Origin of the sequence: Flavobacterium sp. (assembly GCF_965284515.1) — a bacterium.
Taxonomy (GTDB): domain Bacteria; phylum Bacteroidota; class Bacteroidia; order Flavobacteriales; family Flavobacteriaceae; genus Flavobacterium.
Map to the genome: position 1 here is coordinate 2,242,250 of NZ_OZ260089.1, position 19,670 is coordinate 2,261,919.

15 protein-coding genes are annotated in these 19,670 nt (G+C 29.8%); all 15 read left to right on the plus strand.

The window, feature by feature from the left end:
• Nucleotides 1–26: 26 nt before the first annotated feature.
• The 15 genes from ACQ65T_RS10475 (at nucleotide 27) to ACQ65T_RS10545 (ending at nucleotide 19,621) form a co-directional block, all read left to right on the plus strand.
• Nucleotides 27–3,026, plus strand: a complete 3,000-nt coding sequence (locus ACQ65T_RS10475) for an amidohydrolase family protein (protein ID WP_430401030.1) — start codon at nucleotides 27–29, stop codon at nucleotides 3,024–3,026.
• 34 nt (nucleotides 3,027–3,060) lie between these two features.
• The gene (locus ACQ65T_RS10480; RefSeq protein ID WP_430401031.1) at nucleotides 3,061–4,359 is read left to right on the plus strand and encodes an amidohydrolase family protein; all 1,299 of its coding nucleotides are present in this window, start codon (nucleotides 3,061–3,063) and stop codon (nucleotides 4,357–4,359) included.
• A gap of 68 nt (nucleotides 4,360–4,427) precedes the next feature.
• Nucleotides 4,428–5,219 carry a TrmH family RNA methyltransferase gene (locus ACQ65T_RS10485; RefSeq protein WP_430401032.1) on the plus strand — a complete coding sequence of 264 codons (792 nt, stop codon included), beginning with the start codon at nucleotides 4,428–4,430 and terminating at the stop codon, nucleotides 5,217–5,219.
• Between the two features lie 136 nt (nucleotides 5,220–5,355).
• The gene (locus tag ACQ65T_RS10490) at nucleotides 5,356–7,575 is read left to right on the plus strand and encodes a RelA/SpoT family protein (RefSeq protein ID WP_430401033.1); all 2,220 of its coding nucleotides are present in this window, start codon (nucleotides 5,356–5,358) and stop codon (nucleotides 7,573–7,575) included.
• Between the two features lie 3 nt (nucleotides 7,576–7,578).
• Complete coding sequence (locus ACQ65T_RS10495) at nucleotides 7,579–8,247, plus strand: hypothetical protein (protein ID WP_430401034.1); 669 nt, start codon at nucleotides 7,579–7,581, stop codon at nucleotides 8,245–8,247.
• A 25-nt stretch (nucleotides 8,248–8,272) separates the two neighbouring features.
• Nucleotides 8,273–8,944 carry a hypothetical protein gene (locus ACQ65T_RS10500; protein ID WP_430401035.1) on the plus strand — a complete coding sequence of 224 codons (672 nt, stop codon included), beginning with the start codon at nucleotides 8,273–8,275 and terminating at the stop codon, nucleotides 8,942–8,944.
• A gap of 79 nt (nucleotides 8,945–9,023) precedes the next feature.
• On the plus strand, nucleotides 9,024–9,464 hold the full coding sequence (locus ACQ65T_RS10505; RefSeq protein ID WP_430401036.1) for a Fur family transcriptional regulator: 441 nt from the start codon (nucleotides 9,024–9,026) through the stop codon (nucleotides 9,462–9,464).
• Nucleotides 9,465–9,497: 33 nt separating this feature from the next.
• Nucleotides 9,498–10,769 (plus strand): adenylosuccinate synthase, encoded by a 1,272-nt coding sequence (locus ACQ65T_RS10510; RefSeq protein WP_430401037.1) that lies wholly within the window; start codon nucleotides 9,498–9,500, stop codon nucleotides 10,767–10,769.
• A gap of 108 nt (nucleotides 10,770–10,877) precedes the next feature.
• Nucleotides 10,878–12,521 (plus strand): OstA-like protein, encoded by a 1,644-nt coding sequence (locus ACQ65T_RS10515; RefSeq protein ID WP_430401038.1) that lies wholly within the window; start codon nucleotides 10,878–10,880, stop codon nucleotides 12,519–12,521.
• A 53-nt stretch (nucleotides 12,522–12,574) separates the two neighbouring features.
• A complete protein-coding gene (locus ACQ65T_RS10520) occupies nucleotides 12,575–13,753 on the plus strand; it encodes an aspartate aminotransferase family protein (protein WP_430401039.1) in 1,179 nt (392 codons plus the stop codon).
• 179 nt (nucleotides 13,754–13,932) lie between these two features.
• Nucleotides 13,933–15,324, plus strand: coding sequence for a tetratricopeptide repeat protein (locus ACQ65T_RS10525; RefSeq protein ID WP_430401040.1), 1,392 nt, complete (start codon nucleotides 13,933–13,935; stop codon nucleotides 15,322–15,324).
• Nucleotides 15,325–15,350: 26 nt separating this feature from the next.
• Nucleotides 15,351–16,319 carry a DUF368 domain-containing protein gene (locus ACQ65T_RS10530; RefSeq protein WP_430401041.1) on the plus strand — a complete coding sequence of 323 codons (969 nt, stop codon included), beginning with the start codon at nucleotides 15,351–15,353 and terminating at the stop codon, nucleotides 16,317–16,319.
• Between the two features lie 4 nt (nucleotides 16,320–16,323).
• Nucleotides 16,324–17,082 carry a shikimate dehydrogenase family protein gene (locus ACQ65T_RS10535; protein ID WP_430401042.1) on the plus strand — a complete coding sequence of 253 codons (759 nt, stop codon included), beginning with the start codon at nucleotides 16,324–16,326 and terminating at the stop codon, nucleotides 17,080–17,082.
• Nucleotides 17,083–17,088: 6 nt separating this feature from the next.
• Complete coding sequence (locus ACQ65T_RS10540; protein ID WP_430401043.1) at nucleotides 17,089–17,565, plus strand: hypothetical protein; 477 nt, start codon at nucleotides 17,089–17,091, stop codon at nucleotides 17,563–17,565.
• A gap of 160 nt (nucleotides 17,566–17,725) precedes the next feature.
• Nucleotides 17,726–19,621 carry a DUF349 domain-containing protein gene (locus ACQ65T_RS10545; RefSeq protein ID WP_430401044.1) on the plus strand — a complete coding sequence of 632 codons (1,896 nt, stop codon included), beginning with the start codon at nucleotides 17,726–17,728 and terminating at the stop codon, nucleotides 19,619–19,621.
• Nucleotides 19,622–19,670: the final 49 nt, after the last annotated feature.

Sequence of the window (19,670 nt, forward strand, 5' to 3'; positions counted from 1 at the left end):
ATTTAACAAATTTTAAGCAACTAAATATGAGATTTTACAAAATCCTACTCTTACTTTGTTTTAGTATTAGTATTCATGCACAAGATTATTTTCCTAAAAATGACGGTGTAAAACAAACTTTTAAAAACTATACAGCAATTACAAATGCTACCATTTACGTTTCTTCAACTAATAAAATTGAGAAAGCAACTTTATTAATTAAAGAAGATAAAATTGTTGATGTTGGTACAAATATTACTATTCCAAAAAATGCAACAATTATTGACGCAACTGGAAAAACAATTTATCCATCATTTATTGACCTATTCAGTGAGTTTGGAATTCAAAAACCTACTCAAAGACCAAATGGTAATTTTACACCACAATATGATTCTTCTAGAGATGGCTATTATTGGAATGATCATGTAAAGCCAGAGTATAATGCTTTCGAAAACACAAATTACGATTCAAAAGCTGCAGAATCATTACGTAAAGTTGGTTTTGGTACTGTTTTAAGTCATCATAATGATGGAATTATCGCAGGAACTGGTTTACTATGGACACTAAATGATAATGCTAATAATGCCTCTCGTGTTTTAAACACAAAAATATCTCAACATTTCACATTTAAAAGAAGTAAATTCACTAAACAATCATACCCTTCTTCATTAATGGGTGGAATGGCTTTAATAAGACAAGTATATCATGATGCTGATTGGTACAGCAAAGGACTTTCAACCACTAAAGATTTATCTTTAGAAAGTTTTAATGCAAATAAAAATTTACTTCAAGTTTTTGAAGCGAATGATAAACTAAGTAGTTTAAGAGCAGCAAAAATTGGTAAAGAATTTGGAGTAAATTACCTAATTAAAGGTAGTGGAAATGAATTCGAACGAATAGAAGAAATTAAAAAAACAGGATCAACTTATATAATTCCATTAGATTTTCCAGATGCTTATGATGTTTCTGATCCATACTTAGCACAACAAGTAAGTGTTAGTGATATGAAATTTTGGAACCAAGCACCTTTTAATTTAAAATTATTAGCTGATAATAATATAAATTTTGTTTTAACAGCTTCAGACAATAAAAAACCAGAAGATTTTCTTTCCAACTTAAGAAAAGCGGTTTTATATGGTTTCCCTAAAGAAAAAGCAATTGCAGCTTTAACAGAAACTCCAGCAAAACTAATCAAGCAATCCAACTTAATTGGAAGTTTAGGAAAAGGAAAACTGGCTAATTTCATTATCACTTCAAAAGATATTTTTGAAGATGATGCTACCATTCATGAAAACTGGGTACAAGGGAATCGTTCAGTTATTAATAAAATGGATAATGAGGATATTAGAGGTGAATATGATTTAGTTTTTAATAATGAAACTTTTGAATTAAACATTAAAGGAGAGTTAGAAAAATTAGAAGGGAAAATTTCTAAAGACAGTGTTAACTATGGAACTAAATTATCGTTCAACGAACCTTGGTTAACTATTGTTGTTCGAACAAAAGACACTTTAAAAACAGAATATTTGCGTTTTACAGGAACAAAGATTAATAATGTTTTACAAGGAAAAGTAGTTCTAGAAAACGGAAAAGAAGCATCTTGGACAGCAACTAAAAAAGAAATTGTTAAAGAAGATAAAAAAGAAGATAAAAAAGAAGATAGTGTAGTTCCAGAAATGGTTGCAGTTACCTATCCAAATTTACCTTATGGTAATACAGAAAAACCAAAACAACAATCTATTTTAGTAAAAAACACAACAGTTTGGACTGGTGAAAAAGAGGGTAATTTAACCGAAACAGATGTTTTAATTGAAAACGGAAAAATTGCTAAAATCGGAAAGAATCTTTCTGCTAAAAATGCAATTGAAATTGACGGAACAAACAAACATTTAACTGCCGGAATTATTGACGAACATTCACACATTGCCATTTCAAACGGAGTAAACGAAGGTGGCCAAAATTCCTCTGCTGAAGTTACAATTGAGGATGTTGTAAATTCTGATGATATCAATATATATAGAAACTTATCCGGTGGTGTTACTTCTGCAAATTTATTACACGGTTCTGCAAATCCAATTGGTGGTCGTGCAGCATTCATCAAATTAAAATGGGGTTATGCACCAGATGAAATGATTATGAAAGACGCTCCTAAATACATAAAGTTTGCACTGGGAGAAAATGTAAAACAATCTAATTGGGGAGATTATGCAAGAAATCGTTTTCCACAATCTCGCATGGGTGTTGAGCAAGTATATGAAGATTATTTTACAAGAGCTTTAGAATACGAGAAAGAATGGAAAGAATACAAATCGAAAAAAGGTAAAAATAAAATAATGCCTCGTTTTGATATTGAAATGGAAGTTTTAGGAGAAATCTTAAACAAAAAAAGATTCATTACTTGTCATTCTTACGTTCAATCTGAAATTAACATGTTGATGAAAGTTGCTGATAAGTACGGATTCAAAATTCAAACATTTACACATATTTTAGAAGGGTATAAACTAGCAGATAAAATGGCAGAACACGGTGTTGCCGGTTCTACATTTGCAGATTGGTGGGCCTATAAATTTGAAGTAAATGATGCTATTCCATACAATGCAGCATTAATGAACAGTCAAGGGGTTTTAGTTTCTATCAATTCAGATGATGCTGAAATGTCAAGAAGATTAAATCAAGAAGCAGCTAAAGCAGTAAAATATGGAGATGTTTCTGAAGAAACCGCTTGGAATTTTGTAACTCTAAATCCAGCTAAAATTTTACAAGTTGATGATAAAGTAGGAAGTATAAAAGTAGGTAAACATGCAGATGTTGTTTTGTGGACAGATAATCCGCTTTCTATTTATGCAAAAGCAGAAAAAACAATAATTGAAGGAACTATTTTCTATGATCTAAATAAAGAACAAGAAAATTTAAACAAAATTCAAAAAGAAAGAAGCGAATTAATCAATGCTATGTTAGAAGCTAAAAATAAAGGCTTAAAAACACAAGCACCTGTTAAAAAAGAAATCAAACATTACCATTGTGACACAATGGAAGAGTACAATTAAAAATTGATTTTTTAACAACATAAAAATATTTAAAATGAAAAAATATATTCTTTTATTATTAATGAGTTGCTTGGCTTTTGCCCAACAAACTCCTGCTTCAAAGCAAACTAAAAGCATTCTTATTATAGGTGGAAAAGCACATATAGGAAATGGTGAAGTAATTGAAAATAGTTTGATTTCTATAATTGATGGAAAAATTGGAGCAATTGGAGATGCCCGAGTTATGAAACCTACGAAGCATGACGTTACAATTGATGCGTCAGGAAAACATATCTATCCAGGTTTTATTGCTCCAAATGCAACTTTAGGTTTAGTTGAAATTGATGCTGTTAGAGCTTCTGATGACGAAAGTGAAATAGGCGAATTCAATCCACATATAAGAAGTTTAATCGCTTATAACACTGAATCAATTTTAGTTGAAACAATGCGTCCAAATGGAGTTCTGGTAGCTCAAATTACACCAAGAGGCGGAAGAATTTCAGGCACATCATCTGTTGTACAGTTAGACGCTTGGAATTGGGAAGATGCTGTTATTAAAAAAGACGGCGGCATTCATTTAAATTGGCCAAGAAGTTATTCAAGATCAGGATGGTGGGCTGAACCAGGAAATATTGAGCTAAATAAAAAGTATGACGAACAACTTAAAGAAGTTCAAGAGTTTTTCAATAACGCATCTGCTTATTTAAAGTCAACTAATTCTAAAAGAGATATTCCTTATGAAGCAATGAAAGGTATTATTTCAGGAGAAAAAACACTTTTCGTTCATGCTAATGGAGAAAAAGAAATTATTGATGCTGTTTTATTTAAAATAAAGAACAACATTAAAAACATGACAATTGTTGGTGGTTATTATGCTTTTAAAGTAGCTGATTTATTAAAAGAAAATAATATTTCTGTACTATTAAGACGTGTACATGATTTACCTGTTTTGGAAGACGAAGATGTAAATTTGCCTTATAAAAACGCCAAGCTTTTAGTAGAAAAAGGTATTTTGGTAGGTTTAGAAAACTCTGGTGACATGGAACGTATGCAAGCTCGTAATTTACCATTTTATGCTGGTACTTGTGCTGCTTGGGGATTAAATAAAGAAGAAGCGTTGAAATTAATTACTTTAAATACGGCTAAAATACTAGGAATCGATGCAAATTTCGGTTCGTTAGAAAGTGGAAAAAGCGCTACTCTATTTATTTCAAACGGAGACGCTTTAGACATGAGAACCAACACAATTACAAAAGCTTTTATTGATGGAAGAGAAATTAGTTTAGAAAGTCACCAAACAGAACTTTACGAACGATATAAAGGAAAATACGAAGACCAAAAATCCAGTAAATAATTACAGAAGCCTTTTCAAATTGAAAAGGCTTTTTTTTTTGTAGTTTTGTGTCTTAATAAAACTGTTTCATGAAACAAATTACTTCAGTTCAAAATCCATTTATAAAATCGTTAGTTCAATTACAAGAAAAATCTAAAAGTCGTAAACAAACGGGTACTTTTTTAATTGAAGGAAAACGCGAAATTGAATTGGCTTTAAAAGGAAATTACGAATTAGAAACTGTTTTATTTTTACCCGAAATTATTTCTGAAGAACAAATTAACAAATTAACAAATCAACAGTTAAACATTATTGAAATCTCAAAAGAAGTCTATCAAAAAATTGCTTACAGAGATTCAACCGAAGGAATTATTGCCGTTGCAAAAAGCAAATCGTTACAATTATCTGATTTAGAATTAAAAGAAAATCCCTTAATATTAGTTTTAGAAAGTATTGAAAAACCAGGGAATATTGGAGCAATGCTTCGAACTGCAGATGCTGCAAATATAGATGCAGTTATAATTGCCAACCCAAAAAGTGATATATACAATCCAAATAATATCCGCTCTAGCGTAGGTTGCGTTTTTACCAATCAAATTGCAGTTTGTACCACAGATGAAGCAATTGCATTTTTAAAAGAAAAGAGAATTGCCATTTACAGCGCAACACTTCAAAACTCAAACGAATACCACAAAGTGTCTTATACTTCTGCAACAGCATTAGTTGTTGGAACAGAAGCAACTGGAGTTTCTCAAACTTTTAGAGAGAATAGCACCCAAAATATCATTATTCCTATGCAAGGAGAAATTGACTCTATGAATGTTTCAGTTGCTGCTGCTATTTTACTATTTGAAGCAAAAAGACAACGCGAGTTTAAATAACAAATTCAAAAAATAAACTTCATTTGTAAATAAATACCTTTAATTTTTATTAGTATTAAAGATTAAAACTGATTTTTAAAATTGTTATTGCACAATCAATATCTTTGTTATAACTTTAATGTATTAAAGACCTACTATGACAGAGATAGATATAGAAGCGGAAAATAAAGCAATAGCCCAAGAATACAAAGAATTACTTCGTATTAGTTATCAAACTTTAAGTGATGAAGATAAAAAACTAATTCGTAAGGCTTTTGATGTGGCTGTTGATGCACATAAAGACCAAAGAAGAAAATCTGGGGAAGCTTATATTTTTCATCCCATTGCTGTAGCGAAAATTGTAGCTAGAGATATTGGTCTTGGGGCAACTTCTATTGCTGCTGCTTTAATGCACGATGTGGTAGAAGATACTGATATTACTGTGGAAGACATTGAAAAAATGTTCAACCCAAGTATTGCAAAAATTGTAGAAGGCTTAACCAAAATTGCAAAGGTAAAAACCGACCAAGACGTTAGTATTCAAGCGGAAAATTTTAGAAAAATGCTGCTTACGTTACATGATGATGTTCGTGTAATTTTAATCAAAATCGCCGATAGGTTGCACAACATGCAAACTATGGAAAGCATGGTCGATTACAAGCAAGCTAAAATTGCATCAGAAACCTTATACATTTATGCTCCACTCGCCCATCGATTAGGCTTATACAATATTAAAACACAATTAGAAGACCTCGGTTTAAAATATACTGAACCCGAAGTTTTCCATGATATTGTTAGTAAAATAAAAGAAACAAAAGAAGAACAAGACGAATATATAAAAGCTATCTCTGAAGTAATTGGTAATTCATTAAAAGATGAAGGAATTGAATTTACTTTAAAAGGCAGACCAAAATCTATCTATTCTATTAGACGAAAAATGAAAGTTCAAGGTGTAACTTTTGATGAAGTCTATGATAAATTTGCATTACGAATTGTTTACAAATCATCTCAACATGATGAAAAATTCTTGACTTGGAAAATATATTCGGTAGTTACTGATCATTATAGACCAAGTCCAAGCAGATTACGAGATTGGATTTCTTCTCCAAAATCATCTGGATACGAAGCGTTACATATTACAGTAATGGGCCCAAAAGGAAGATGGGTTGAAATTCAAGTTCGTAGTGAACGAATGAATGAAATTGCAGAAAAAGGATATGCGGCTCATTACAAATACAAAAATGCGGATAGTGAAGAACACGGATTAGAAATTTGGTTAAACCAATTGAAAGAAGCATTAGAAAATCAATCTTCAAACGCTGTTGATTTTGTAGAAGATTTTAAATTAAACTTATATGCTAAAGAAATTTATGTATTTACTCCTAAAGGTGATATTAAGTCATTACCAAAAGGTGCAACAAGTTTAGATTTCGCATTTAGCATACATTCAGAAATTGGGATTCATACAAGAGGCACAAAAGTTAATGGAAAATTAGTTCCATTAAATCACATATTAAACAGTGGAGATCAAGTAGAGATTATTACATCGCCTGTACAGAAACCAACAATTCATTGGCTTGAATATGTAACAACATCAAGAGCGAAAACAAAAATTAAAAATGTTTTAAACGAAAATACTAAGAAAATTGCTGAAGATGGAAAAGAACTTTTAACGCGTAAACTTAGACACTTAAAAGTTACTCTGAATGAAAGCACTATAAATGAATTAGTAGTATTTTTTAAAGTTCAAACAAGTTTAGATTTATTTTATAGAATTGGAATTGGATCAATAGAAAATCAGCAATTAAAAGATTTTGTAGCTCAAAAAAACAATACATTAGTAAACTTTTTCAAAAAACCATTTACAAGAACACCCACCGTTAAACCAGAACAGTTTAACAAAAATGACATCCATAAAAAATTCGACTTACTTGTTTTTGGTGCAGAGCAATCTAAACTTGATTATAAGTTTGCAACTTGTTGTAATCCAATTTCAGGAGATGATGTTTTCGGATTTCTTACTATTAATGAAGGAATTAAAGTCCATAAAAAAGATTGTCCAAATGCTATTAGCCTTCAATCCAACTATGCATATAGAATTATGCAAGCAAAATGGATAGATTCAAGTCAAGAAGATTTTAAAGCTATTTTAAAAATAACAGGAATGGATACTCTTGGACTTACAAATGAGCTTACAAAAGTAATTTCTAATCAAATGCATGTAAACATTCAAAACATTTCTTTAAGTGGTGAAGCTGGAATATTTAATGGCCAAATTACAGTAATTGTTCAAAACAACACAATTCTTAAAAAACTGATTGACAACATTAAAAAGGTTGATGGAATTGACAAAATAACTAGAGTTTATAATACTTAATTAATGAAAATAGCTGCTTTAATTATATGTTTTTTCAGTTTAAATATATTTTGTCAAAACAGAACAACGAAATACACTTTAGACGCTAATGGTAAAAATGTTCGTTTAACTAAAAGAATCTATGAAAATGAAAAATACCCAGATAACTCTTGGGGATTTAGAATTGAAAAAGATAGTGGAATGATACATCAGCATAATGTTCCTAAATATTCTACTTACAAATTAGATTACAATTATTTTAAAGGTATCATAGAAAAAAATTCAAATAATAAATACTCTGACTCAACTATATTTCTTATTAAATATTATTATTTAAATGATAATTGCTCAGATTCTTTTTCTAATGTAATGACAAATGAACTTATTACCGATAATAAAATTTTGACTGATTTTCATAAAGTCAACATTGAAAATGAATCAAATATTATTTTCTTAGTTTTTTTCGAAAACGGAATTAAACTCAATAATAAAGTAAATTCAAAAAATGAGTATTATTTTACTGATGAAAAAAATATTTTTAGAAATAATATATTTATAAACCCTACCCTATGTGGTTCATTCGGTTTAATAAAACCAAATGGAGAAACATTAATAAGAAATGGTGAATATAGAGCAGATTGGATAGTTAATCATTTAGACCCAAAAATTTGGAACACTATTTTTCAACAATAATATTTATTTTTTCAATTACTTACCTATGAAAACATTACTTTTTATTATTTACTTTTTGTCTCTAAATTCATTTTCACAAAATAAAGGTGCAGATTATTGGTTAGACCAGAATGGGAATGTTGTTGAAAAAAATAATAGAATGTTGCTCGCAGTTTCTTTCCCAGATAATTCTGTTGGGTTCCGAAAAACTATTGATAGCGGTATGGTGTATCAATATAATGTCCCAAAATATTCAACCTATAAAGTAGATTACAAAATTGTAAAAAAAGAAATTGAAAAAATCACTAATAAAACTTTTAATGATTCTACGATTTTTTTATTAAGCTTTAAGTATTTCAATGACCCTTGTTCATATGTATATTCAAATAATATGACAAAACAATTAATTTATAGTAGAAAAGGGTTCTTAAGTTCTATTAAAAGTCAGTTAGAAAAAAAACATATCAACGTAGTATTCATAGAATTATTTGATCATCGGATTAAATTAAAAAATAATATAAATGCAAAAAAAGAATATTTTTTCTCAGATAGCAATTCATTTTTTAGATTAAACTTATTTACTTATTCTACCGTATGTGGTTCACTCGGTTTAATCAAACCAAATGGAGAAACATTAATACGAAATGGAGAATATAGACCCGACTCCATGGCTGATCATTTAGACAATGATGTTTGGAACACTATTTTTCAACAATAGCTGTTAATTGTTTGTTTAATTTTCTACAAAGTCAATCAAAAAATAAAAACTATCTTTGCAGCTTATTAGTTTTAACTAAATGGAAAACAACAAAAATCAAGAAATTGTAAAGAACGTTTTTACGAAGTACTTAGAAGAAAAAGCACATCGTAAAACACCTGAACGATACGCAATTCTTCAAGAAATCTATAATACAAAAGAACATTTTGACATTGAATCTTTGTATATAAAAATGAAGAATAAGAATTATCGTGTAAGTAGAGCTACTCTTTATAATACAATTGAACTTCTTTTGGAATGCGGATTAGTAAGGCGTCATCAATTTGGTCAAAATCAAGCACATTATGAAAAATGTTATTTTGACAAACAGCACGATCATATTATTATAGCTGATTCTGATGAAGTTATAGAATTCTGTGATCCTAGAATCCAACAAATAAAACAAACTATGGAAGAAATGTTTGGAATCGATATTCATTCACATTCTCTATATTTCTATGCTACAAAAAAACAACAATAAACTACTCAATAACAACAACAAACAACTAAAGAAATGACTGTAGACTTGCTACTTGGATTACAATGGGGTGATGAAGGAAAAGGAAAGATTGTAGATGTTTTAACCTCAAATTATGATATTATTGCTCGTTTTCAAGGTGGACCAAATGCTGGACACACACTTGAATTCGATGGGATTAAACATGTATTAAGAACTATTCCTTCTGGAATTTTTCATAAAAATGCAAAAAACGTTATTGGAAATGGTGTAGTTATTGACCCTGTAGTTTTCCAAAAAGAATTAGAAGGTTTAGAAAAATTCAACATGGAAGTAACCTCTAAACTTTTAATTTCAAGAAAGGCACACTTAATTTTACCAACTCACCGTTTACTTGACGCTGCTTCTGAAGCATCAAAAGGTAAAGCTAAAATTGGTTCTACTTTAAAGGGTATTGGACCAACTTATATGGATAAAACAGGTAGAAATGGTTTACGTGTTGGAGATACAGAATTAGCAGATTTCAAAGACAGATACAGAGCATTGGCAGACAAGCATGAAGCGATGATTTCATTTTACAATGTAGATTTACAATACAATCTTCAAGAAATGGAAGATGAATTTTTCGCATCTATTGAAGTGCTTAAAAAACTGACTTTTATTGACAGCGAAGAATATTTAAATCAAGCTTTAAAAGCTGGAAAATCAATTTTAGCAGAAGGCGCTCAAGGATCACTTTTAGATGTTGATTTTGGAACGTATCCTTTTGTAACTTCATCAACTACTACCGCTGCAGGAGCATGTACAGGTTTAGGGATTGCTCCAAACAAAGTAAAAGATGTTTATGGAATATTCAAAGCTTATACAACACGTGTTGGTAGCGGACCATTCCCTACTGAATTATTCAATGAAGAAGGAATAACAATGGCTAAAGTAGGTAACGAATTTGGAGCTGTAACAGGTCGTCCAAGACGATGTGGTTGGTTAGATCTTGTTGCACTTAAATATGCCGTTCAAGTAAATGGTGTAACGCAATTATACATGATGAAAGGCGATGTTCTTTCAGGTTTTGATACTTTAGACATTTGTACAAGTTATAAATATAAAGGTGAAGTAATTTCTCATTTACCTTATAATATAGAGCCAGAAAATGTTGAACCAATTTTTACAACAATGAAAGGTTGGAAAGCTGATTTAACTGGAATGACTACTTATGATGAATTACCTTCTGAATTAAAAGAATATATTGCTTTTATTGAAAAAGAAGTGGAAGTTCCTATCAAAGTAATCTCGGTAGGTCCAGATAGAAAACAAACAATTACAAAATAATATTTAAAACGTCTCTTTAACCAGAGACGTTTTTTTTATGATAAAAAAATCTTAATAATAAAGTGCCTTTCGACTTTTTACTTAAATTTGACACAAATTACAACTATTTTGAAAAAGCACATTTTCTATATAACCAGCTTGCTTTTGGTAAGTTTTTCACTTTTTTCGCAAGAGAATAAAAAAATTGTTATTGAACATTCAGATTTTATAGACATGAATCAGAATGAAATTCCAGGAGCAATTATTTTTACTGGAAACGTAAGTGTTCTTCATAACGGAGTTCAAATAAAATGCAATAAAGCTTATCATTTTAAAGATGAAGATTATATAAAAGCATTTGGAAATGTTCAAATCAATCAAGGTGATTCAATCCATATGGACAGCCGCTATGCAGAATATAATGGAAAAACTGAATTTGCATTTGCTACTGGCGATGTAAATCTTCGTTCTCCAGAATCTACTTTGGTAACTGACACTGTATTTTTTGACAAGAAAAAGCAAATTGCATTTTACAACAGTTACGGAACTATTCGAAATAAAGAAAACACCTTAAAAAGTAAATCAGGAAAATATTTTCTTTCTGAAAAAAAATACCAATTCACTTCGGCAGTAACAGTAACAAACCCTCAAAGTACTATAGAAACCAATCACTTAGATTTTTACGAAAACTCAGGTCATGCTTATGTATTTGGTCCATCAACTATAACTAGTAAAGACAATGTTATTTATACTGAAAAAGGGTTTTACGATACGAAAACAGGAATTGGAAAGCTAAAAAAAGGTTCAAAAATAACCTATAGCAATAAGATTATCGAAGGAGATGATTTGTATTACGACCGAGATAAAAACTTTTCAAGAGGTATAAATAATGTAAAAATTACAGATACTATAAACAATCTCGTTGCAAAAGGACATTATGCGGAAATGTACAGAAATCCTTTAACTCGAAAAGATTCAATTATTCTTACTAAAAGAGCCGTTGTGATTACTAAAGTTGAAAAGGACTCAATTTATATGCACGGTAAAAAAATTCAGGTTACAGGCCCACCGGAAAATAGAATTATAAAAGCGTTCAATAACGTTCGTTTCTATAAGTCAGATATGAGCGGGAAATGTGACTCTTTGCATTCAAGCAATAAAACTGCCATAACTCAATTAATAGGTAAGCCGGTAATTTGGAATTTTGACAATCAAATGACTGGAGATATAATGCATTTGATTGGCAATAATGAGTCTGAAAAATTAGACTCTCTTAAAGTTATAAATAACGCATTCATCATTCAAAAAGATTCTTTAAGTAAAAACGGTTACAACCAAATAAAAGGGCAAAATTTATACGGTAAATTCGTTAACAACAACCTAAATGAAGTTGATATTGTTAAAAATGCAGAGGTCATTTATTACATGTACAACGATTCAAATGAGTTAATAGGTATCAATAAAAGTGTTTGTAGTAGAATTAATATGATACTCGACAAAAATAAAATTGATACCATTACATTTTTTAAAAATACTGAGGGTGAAATTTATCCCGAATCTGAGTTCCCAGAAAATGCACGAAAACTTAGGGGTTTTACTTGGAGAGGAGATGAAAGAATAAAGTCTAAAGAAGAAATTTTTCCTGAAGAAGAAAACATTATTCATGAAAAAATACTGATTGAAAGTAAAAAGAAGGAATTAGAAGAAGATATACCAATGAAAATTTTAAAAGAAACTCTTGATTACGACAAAAATAATCCTAAAGAAGAGTAATTTCTTTTTAATGTAGTTCAAAATAAAACCAATTTCTTAAAAAACCATAAAAAGTGATTGAAGATTTTTTCAAATACCAAGCTCAAACTACTGAACATCCACTTGCAATGGAGGTTTCTCATGCAAAAGGTTCATATATATACAATACAAATGGAAAAGAGTATTTAGATTTTGTAGCTGGTGTTTCTGCCAATACATTAGGACATCAACCAAAAAGAGTAAACGATGCCATAAAAGCACAATTAGATAAATATGCACATGTTATGGTTTATGGTGAATATGCTCAAAGTCCTGCAACTGAACTTTGCAAATTATTAGCACAAAACCTACCTTCTACTCTTTCTAAAACATATCTTACCAACTCTGGAACTGAAGCAATAGAAGGTGCTTTGAAACTTGCCAGAAGAGTTACTGGAAGAAGTCAATTAATTTCTTGCCATAATGCATATCATGGGAACACTATGGGAAGCATGAGCGTAATGGGTTTTGAAGAACGCAAACAAATTTTCAGACCATTAATTCCAGATGTAGATTTTATTACTTTTAACAATGAAGCTGATTTAGAAAAAATCACAACTAAAACTGCTGGTGTTCTTTTAGAAACAATTCAAGGTGGAGCTGGATTCATCCAACCTGAAAATGGTTTCTTAAAAAAAGTAAAGCAACGTTGTGAAGAAGTTGGCGCCATTATGATATTAGACGAAATCCAACCTGGATTTGGTCGTACCGGAAAATTATTCGGATTTGAAAATTATGATGTTGTACCAGATATAATTGTCATGGGAAAAGGTATGGGAGGCGGAATGCCTGTTGGTGCATTTACCGCTTCTGCTGAAATGATGGATTTATTAAGTCATGATCCAAAACTAGGTCACATTACAACTTTTGGAGGGCATCCAGTAATAGCTGCTGCATGTTTAGCTACATTACAAGAACTTACTGAAACAAACATTATAGCTGAAACACTAGAAAAAGAAGCCTTATTTAGAAAAACATTAGTTCATCCCTTAATTAAAGAAATAAGAGGAAAAGGGTTAATGCTTGCTGCCATGACAGAAAGTCCGGATATTGCAACAGAAGTGATTCTAAGATGCCAAGAAAAAGGGCTCATACTGTTTTGGTTACTCTTTGAAGGCGCTGCTATTCGTATAACTCCACCATTAACTATTTCTAATGAAGAAATAATTAAAGGATGTGGCATTATTCTTGAAGTACTTAATGAAGTTAGGTAATAGATGTTGGGTGTTAGGTTTTTGTATAACAAAAATATACTCCCTTAACCTTTTAACTAATACTAATTACCTAAATAAAATTGTTAATTAAATTGTTTAAAACAATTCGCACAAGAAAAGATTGCCCTACTATTTTTCCTTAATTTTAATTACAAGGAGAAACCATAAAAAGAGAAGCTATGAGAATGAGTCACGATGAAGAAGAAAATAACTTTTCCTTATCCAAATTTGAATCAATGTTAAAAACCAACAAAGTTTTTTTCTTTGATTCTGAAGAGTTTGAAGAGATAATTCTTCATTACATGGATACAGGACGAATGAATTTGGCAAAAAAAGCTTTAAAATTAGGTTTGGAACAACATCCAAAATCAACGGGTCTTAAATTGGTTCAAGTTGAAACTTTAATTTTTGAAGACAAACTTGATATTGCTGAAAAACTCCTTAATGATTTATACGCAATTGAACCTCAAAATGAAGAAATATACATTCAAAAAGCTAATATTTTTTCAAAAAGAAATCAACACGAACAAGCAATAGAAACCTTAAAAATTGCATTAAAATATACTGATGATGCAGCAGATGTTTATTCTATGATAGGAATGGAATATCTATTTAATGATGAACTTGAAAAAGCTAAAGAGTATTTTATTCGTTGTTTAAGTGAAGATACAGATGATTATTCAGCTCTATATAATGTTGTTTATTGCTTTGACTTTTTAGACCAAAATAATGAAGCTATCATTTATTTAAATAGTTTTATTGATAAAAACCCATATAGCGAAGTTGCCTGGCATCAATTAGGCCGTCAATATTACGCAGTTAAGAATTTTGAAAAAGCAGTTTGGGCATTTGACTATGCTACATTAATTGACGAAACTTTTTTAGGTGCATATTTAGAAAAAGCAAAAGCTTTAGAAAAATTGAAAAAATATGAAGAAGCAATTGCGTGTTATTCCATTACAATGGAATTAGATGATACTACTTCATTTGTATTATTACGCGTAGGAAAATGTTATGAAAAACTTGGTAATATTGAACTAGCGCTCCAATACTTTTTAAAAACTGTTCATGAAGATCCTTTGTTAGATAAAGCATGGATTGCAATAACTGACTTTTATATTCGTCAAAAAAACTTTCATAAAGCACTTTATTATGTAAACAAAGCTATTGGAATTGACGGTGACAATAATATGTATTGGAAAAGATTTGGAGCAATCAACCAGGCTTTAAATTTACATGAAGAAGCCGAACTTGGTTACAGAAAAGCTTTTGAAACAGGTGACATAAATTTAGACACATTTGTGCTTTGGTCAGATACACTGCAATATTTAGGAGAATATGATGCCGCAATTGAAATTTTATTACAATCATCTGAATTATTCCCAGATAATTATGAAATAGAATACCGCTTAGCAGGATTAAATTATATGACAAAGCAAGCTAAGAAAGGTAACTTCCATTTAAACAATGCTTTACGTTTAAATGTAGCAAATCAGACATTTTTTAAAGAGAATTTTCCAAATATCTGGGTGAAAAAATCAATTCAAAATATAATTAATAAGTATAATTAATTATTTTAGCTATTCGATTATAAAGCATGAGAAAAATTTTCCCCGATTACCTACTGATTTTATTAAAAGGAATTGCAATGGGCGCTGCTGATGTTGTACCTGGAGTTTCAGGTGGAACAATAGCTTTTATTTCTGGTATATATCAAGAGTTAATAGACAGTATAAATGGAATTAATATTTCATTAATTAAAACGTTAAAAAAAGAAGGTATAAAGGCAACTTGGAAACAAGCTAATGGTTCTTTTTTATTAGCACTACTAACAGGAATAGGAATTAGTATTTTAACTTTCTCTAAAATAATAACGCATTTATTAGAAACACAACCTATAATGGTCTGGTCGTTTTTCTTTGGTTTAATAATTGCGAGTGTTTTACTCATTTGGAAACAAATTACAAGTTTAAAGCTGGTTTCAATACTTGCATTAATTATTGGAGTAATCTTAGCCTATTATATTACAATCATAAAACCCGTAAGCAGTCCTGAAAGTTATTCTTATCTATTCCTTTCTGGATTTATTGCTATAATAGCAATGATATTACCTGGAATTTCTGGAGCTTTCATATTATTACTAATGGGTTCATATGAGTCAGTAATAGGTACAATTAATCAATTTAGAGAAGCACTAACCCAAATGAATACTGAATTAATTTCAACTTCATTAATGAAACTAGGTGCTTTTGCAATTGGAGCAATAATTGGTTTAAAAACTTTTTCTAAAATACTTCATTGGATGTTTGAACATCATAAAAACACAACATTAGCCATGCTAATTGGTTTTATGATTGGATCACTAAATAAAGTTTGGCCATGGAAACAAGTTTTAGAAACACGTATAAATAGCCACGGAAAAACAGTACCATTCCTGGAAAAAAGCATATTACCGCAGGATTTTAACGGCGATGCACAGATTATTTTAGCTGTACTTTTAGCTATTTTAGGGTTTTTAGTAATTTACGGAATGGAAAAAGTTGCAGCTCGTTTAGAAAAAAAATAATCCAATGAAAAAGAAGAAACTGAAAAAACAATATAAGTATGGCTTAGTTGGTCGTAATATAGATTATTCATTTTCAAAAAATTATTTTACAGAAAAATTTTCTTTATTTCATTTCGACAATTGTGAATACTTAAATTTTGATTTAGAAAAAATAGAGGATTTTATAAATGTTGTAAAAAAAACGAAAGGTTTAAAAGGACTAAACGTTACTATACCTTATAAAGAAGCTATAATTCCTTATTTAGATAAAGTTTCTAAAAACGCAATAAAAATTGGAGCAGTTAACACTATTACAATATCAAAAAAGGGTAAGTTAAAAGGCTACAATACAGATTGTTTTGGATTCAAAAAAGCACTAAAGCCTTTATTAAAAGAGAATCATAAAAAAGCATTGATTTTAGGCACAGGTGGCGCTAGTAAAGCAGTTGCGTTTGCTTTAAGGAAACTTAAAATTGAATATGATTTTGTTTCTAGAAATCCTTCAGAGTTTGAATACTCTTATGAAGAATTAAATGCAGATATTTTCAAGGAATATCAAATTATAATTAATACTACTCCACTAGGAACTTTTCCAAATATTAATGAATGTCCATCATTAGATTATAGCTTATTTACCAAGAAACACATTGCTTTTGATTTAGTATATAATCCGGAAGAAACTACTTTTTTAAGAAAAGCATCAGAAAATAAAGCTGTAATAAAAAATGGGTATGAAATGTTGGTTTTTCAGGCTGAAAAAGCATGGCTTATTTGGAATAAATAGTTTACTATGAAGGCACTTCTACTCACATTTTTATTTATTACAACAACAATTTTTAGTCAAGAAAATATAGTTAAAATTATATTAGATGAAAGTTCTTCATTAGAAATACATCGTGAAATTTTCAATCCCAAAAAACATCTAATTGAATACAAAGATAATTTTGTAATTTCTATAGATAATTCACCTTTATTTGGAACAGATGGTGGAATTCCAAAATATAAAATTTCAAAAGCTATATTAAAAATTGGTAAAAAAACCTATAATTTACAAACCGACAACATGTATAACCCTTGGTTTGGAGATTACTTAAACGAAGAATTCTTTAAAATTATACACCATAGTGAAAATTATCATATTTTAAAAGCTGTATTTTCAGATGGAGCAGGAACTTATGTGGCAGAATGGTTAATTGAATGGAATTCTAGCATAAGAACAATTTTTAACAAAAGACGAAACTATAATTATTTCATATTTTCACAATAAATAAACTAAAAATTTTATCTTGAAATTGAAATTGTTTTTTGAAATCTAAAATTCTCAAGTACACTTTTACAATAAAATAAACCACATTTATCGGTTTTACTTTGAAATTTAACAGTGCATTCGTATCTTCGGAACTTATTAGTAACCTTAAGCATTTACAATGTTAGAAGAAAAGAATGATAACCTGCCACAAGCAGACGGAATAGAAAACGAAACGATTCAGGAATTAGAGAATGTAACAGCAATTAATCAGTCTGCTTTAGAAGAGATTGACAATTCAAATGCTGAAGAAAGCGAAGACGATTCGGTAAAAGACAGACACGACATTCCAATGTTGGAGTATGATACAATGTCTAAAGAAGAACTTACAGAAGAACTTGAACGTTTAGTAGCAAACCATAAAGTTATGGCTATTAAAGATCATGTTGAAGAAATTAAAAAAGCTTTCACAAGTAAGTACAACGACTTAATTGATGAAAAGAGAGATGAATTCAACGAAACAAACACAGATGAAAATGCTTCGTTTGAATATCATTTTCCTTTAAAAAATAAATTTGACAATGCTTATAATGATTATAGAACTCAAAGAACAAATCATTATAACCAATTGCAAAAAAACCTCAAAGGTAATTTTAACATCCGTACTGAATTAATTGAAGAACTTAAAGAATTAGTAAACGGAACAGAAGAAGCTTTAAGTATTGGCGACATGTTTAAACGTGTTAACGACATTAGAGAAAGATGGAAAAGTGCTGGTTCTATTCCAAGGGATAAATACAATATTGTTTGGAATGATTATCATTTTCATTTAGAGCGTTTTTACGATTTAATTCATTTAGATAAGGAAGCAAGAGATTTAGATTTCAAGCACAATTTAGAGCAAAAACAACTTATCATTGAAAAAGCAAAGACACTTTTAGATGAGACTGATGTAATGAAAGCTTTTAGAGAGTTGCAAATTTTACACCGTGTTTGGAAAGAAGAAATTGGACCAGTTGATAGAGAACAACGCGAAGCAATTTGGAATGAATTTAGCGACATTACTAAGCAAATGCATGAAAAGCGTGAAACTTTCTTTGAAAAAGCAAAAGAACGTGAGGTTGAAAATTTAGCAAAGAAAAAAGCAATTATAGAAGAAATTAATGCAGTTTCTAATGAAAAAGTAGCAAACCATAACGGTTGGCAAAACCAAATAAAAAAAATTGAAGCTTTACGAGAAAAATTCTTCAAAACGGGTAGAGTTCCACAAGAAGAAACTGTAATAAGTTGGAATGCTTTTAAAGCTGCTGTTCGTAACTTTAACGCTACTAAAAATGCTTTTTACAAAGACATTAAACACGAACAGCAAGAAAATTTAAATAAAAAAACCGAGTTAGTTGAAAAAGCTAATGCTTTAAAAGATAACGAAGACTTTAAAGCTACTACTCCAATCATGAAGAAAATTCAAGAAGATTGGAAAAAAATTGGTCATGTTCCAAGAAAACAATCAGACAAAATTTGGAAAGAGTTTAAAGACGCTTGTAACCATTACTTTGACAGAATGCACAAAGTAAGAAACACAGAAGACAAAGTTGAGATTGAAGCTTTTGACAATAAAAAAACGTATTTAGAATCTTTAAAAGAATTTGAATTGGTTGGTGATCATAAAACTGATTTAGATGCTATTAAAAAACACATTGAGACTTGGAAAAGTTTTGGTAAAGTTCCTTTCAACAGAAGACATATTGAAGGAAAGTTCAATAAAATATTGGATGCTTTATTTGAGAAACTAAGTTTATCTAAAAAAGATACTGAAATGATGAAGTTTAATGCAAAACTTGATCAATGGGTAGAAAATGAAGACGATAGAGCTTTAGAGAAAGAGCAATATTTTATTAGAAAGAAAATTGACGAAGTTCAACATGAAATTTTCCAATTAGAGAACAACATTCAGTTCATCAGTTCAAGTTCTAAAGGAGAAAACCCATTTATAAAAGAAGTACAAAAAAGCATTGAACGCCACAAAGAAGATTTGAAAATGTGGAAAGAAAAGCAAAGTAAACTTCATTCTCTATAACTAAAGAGTGTTTAAAATATAAAAGTCCTGTTAATTACTTAACAGGACT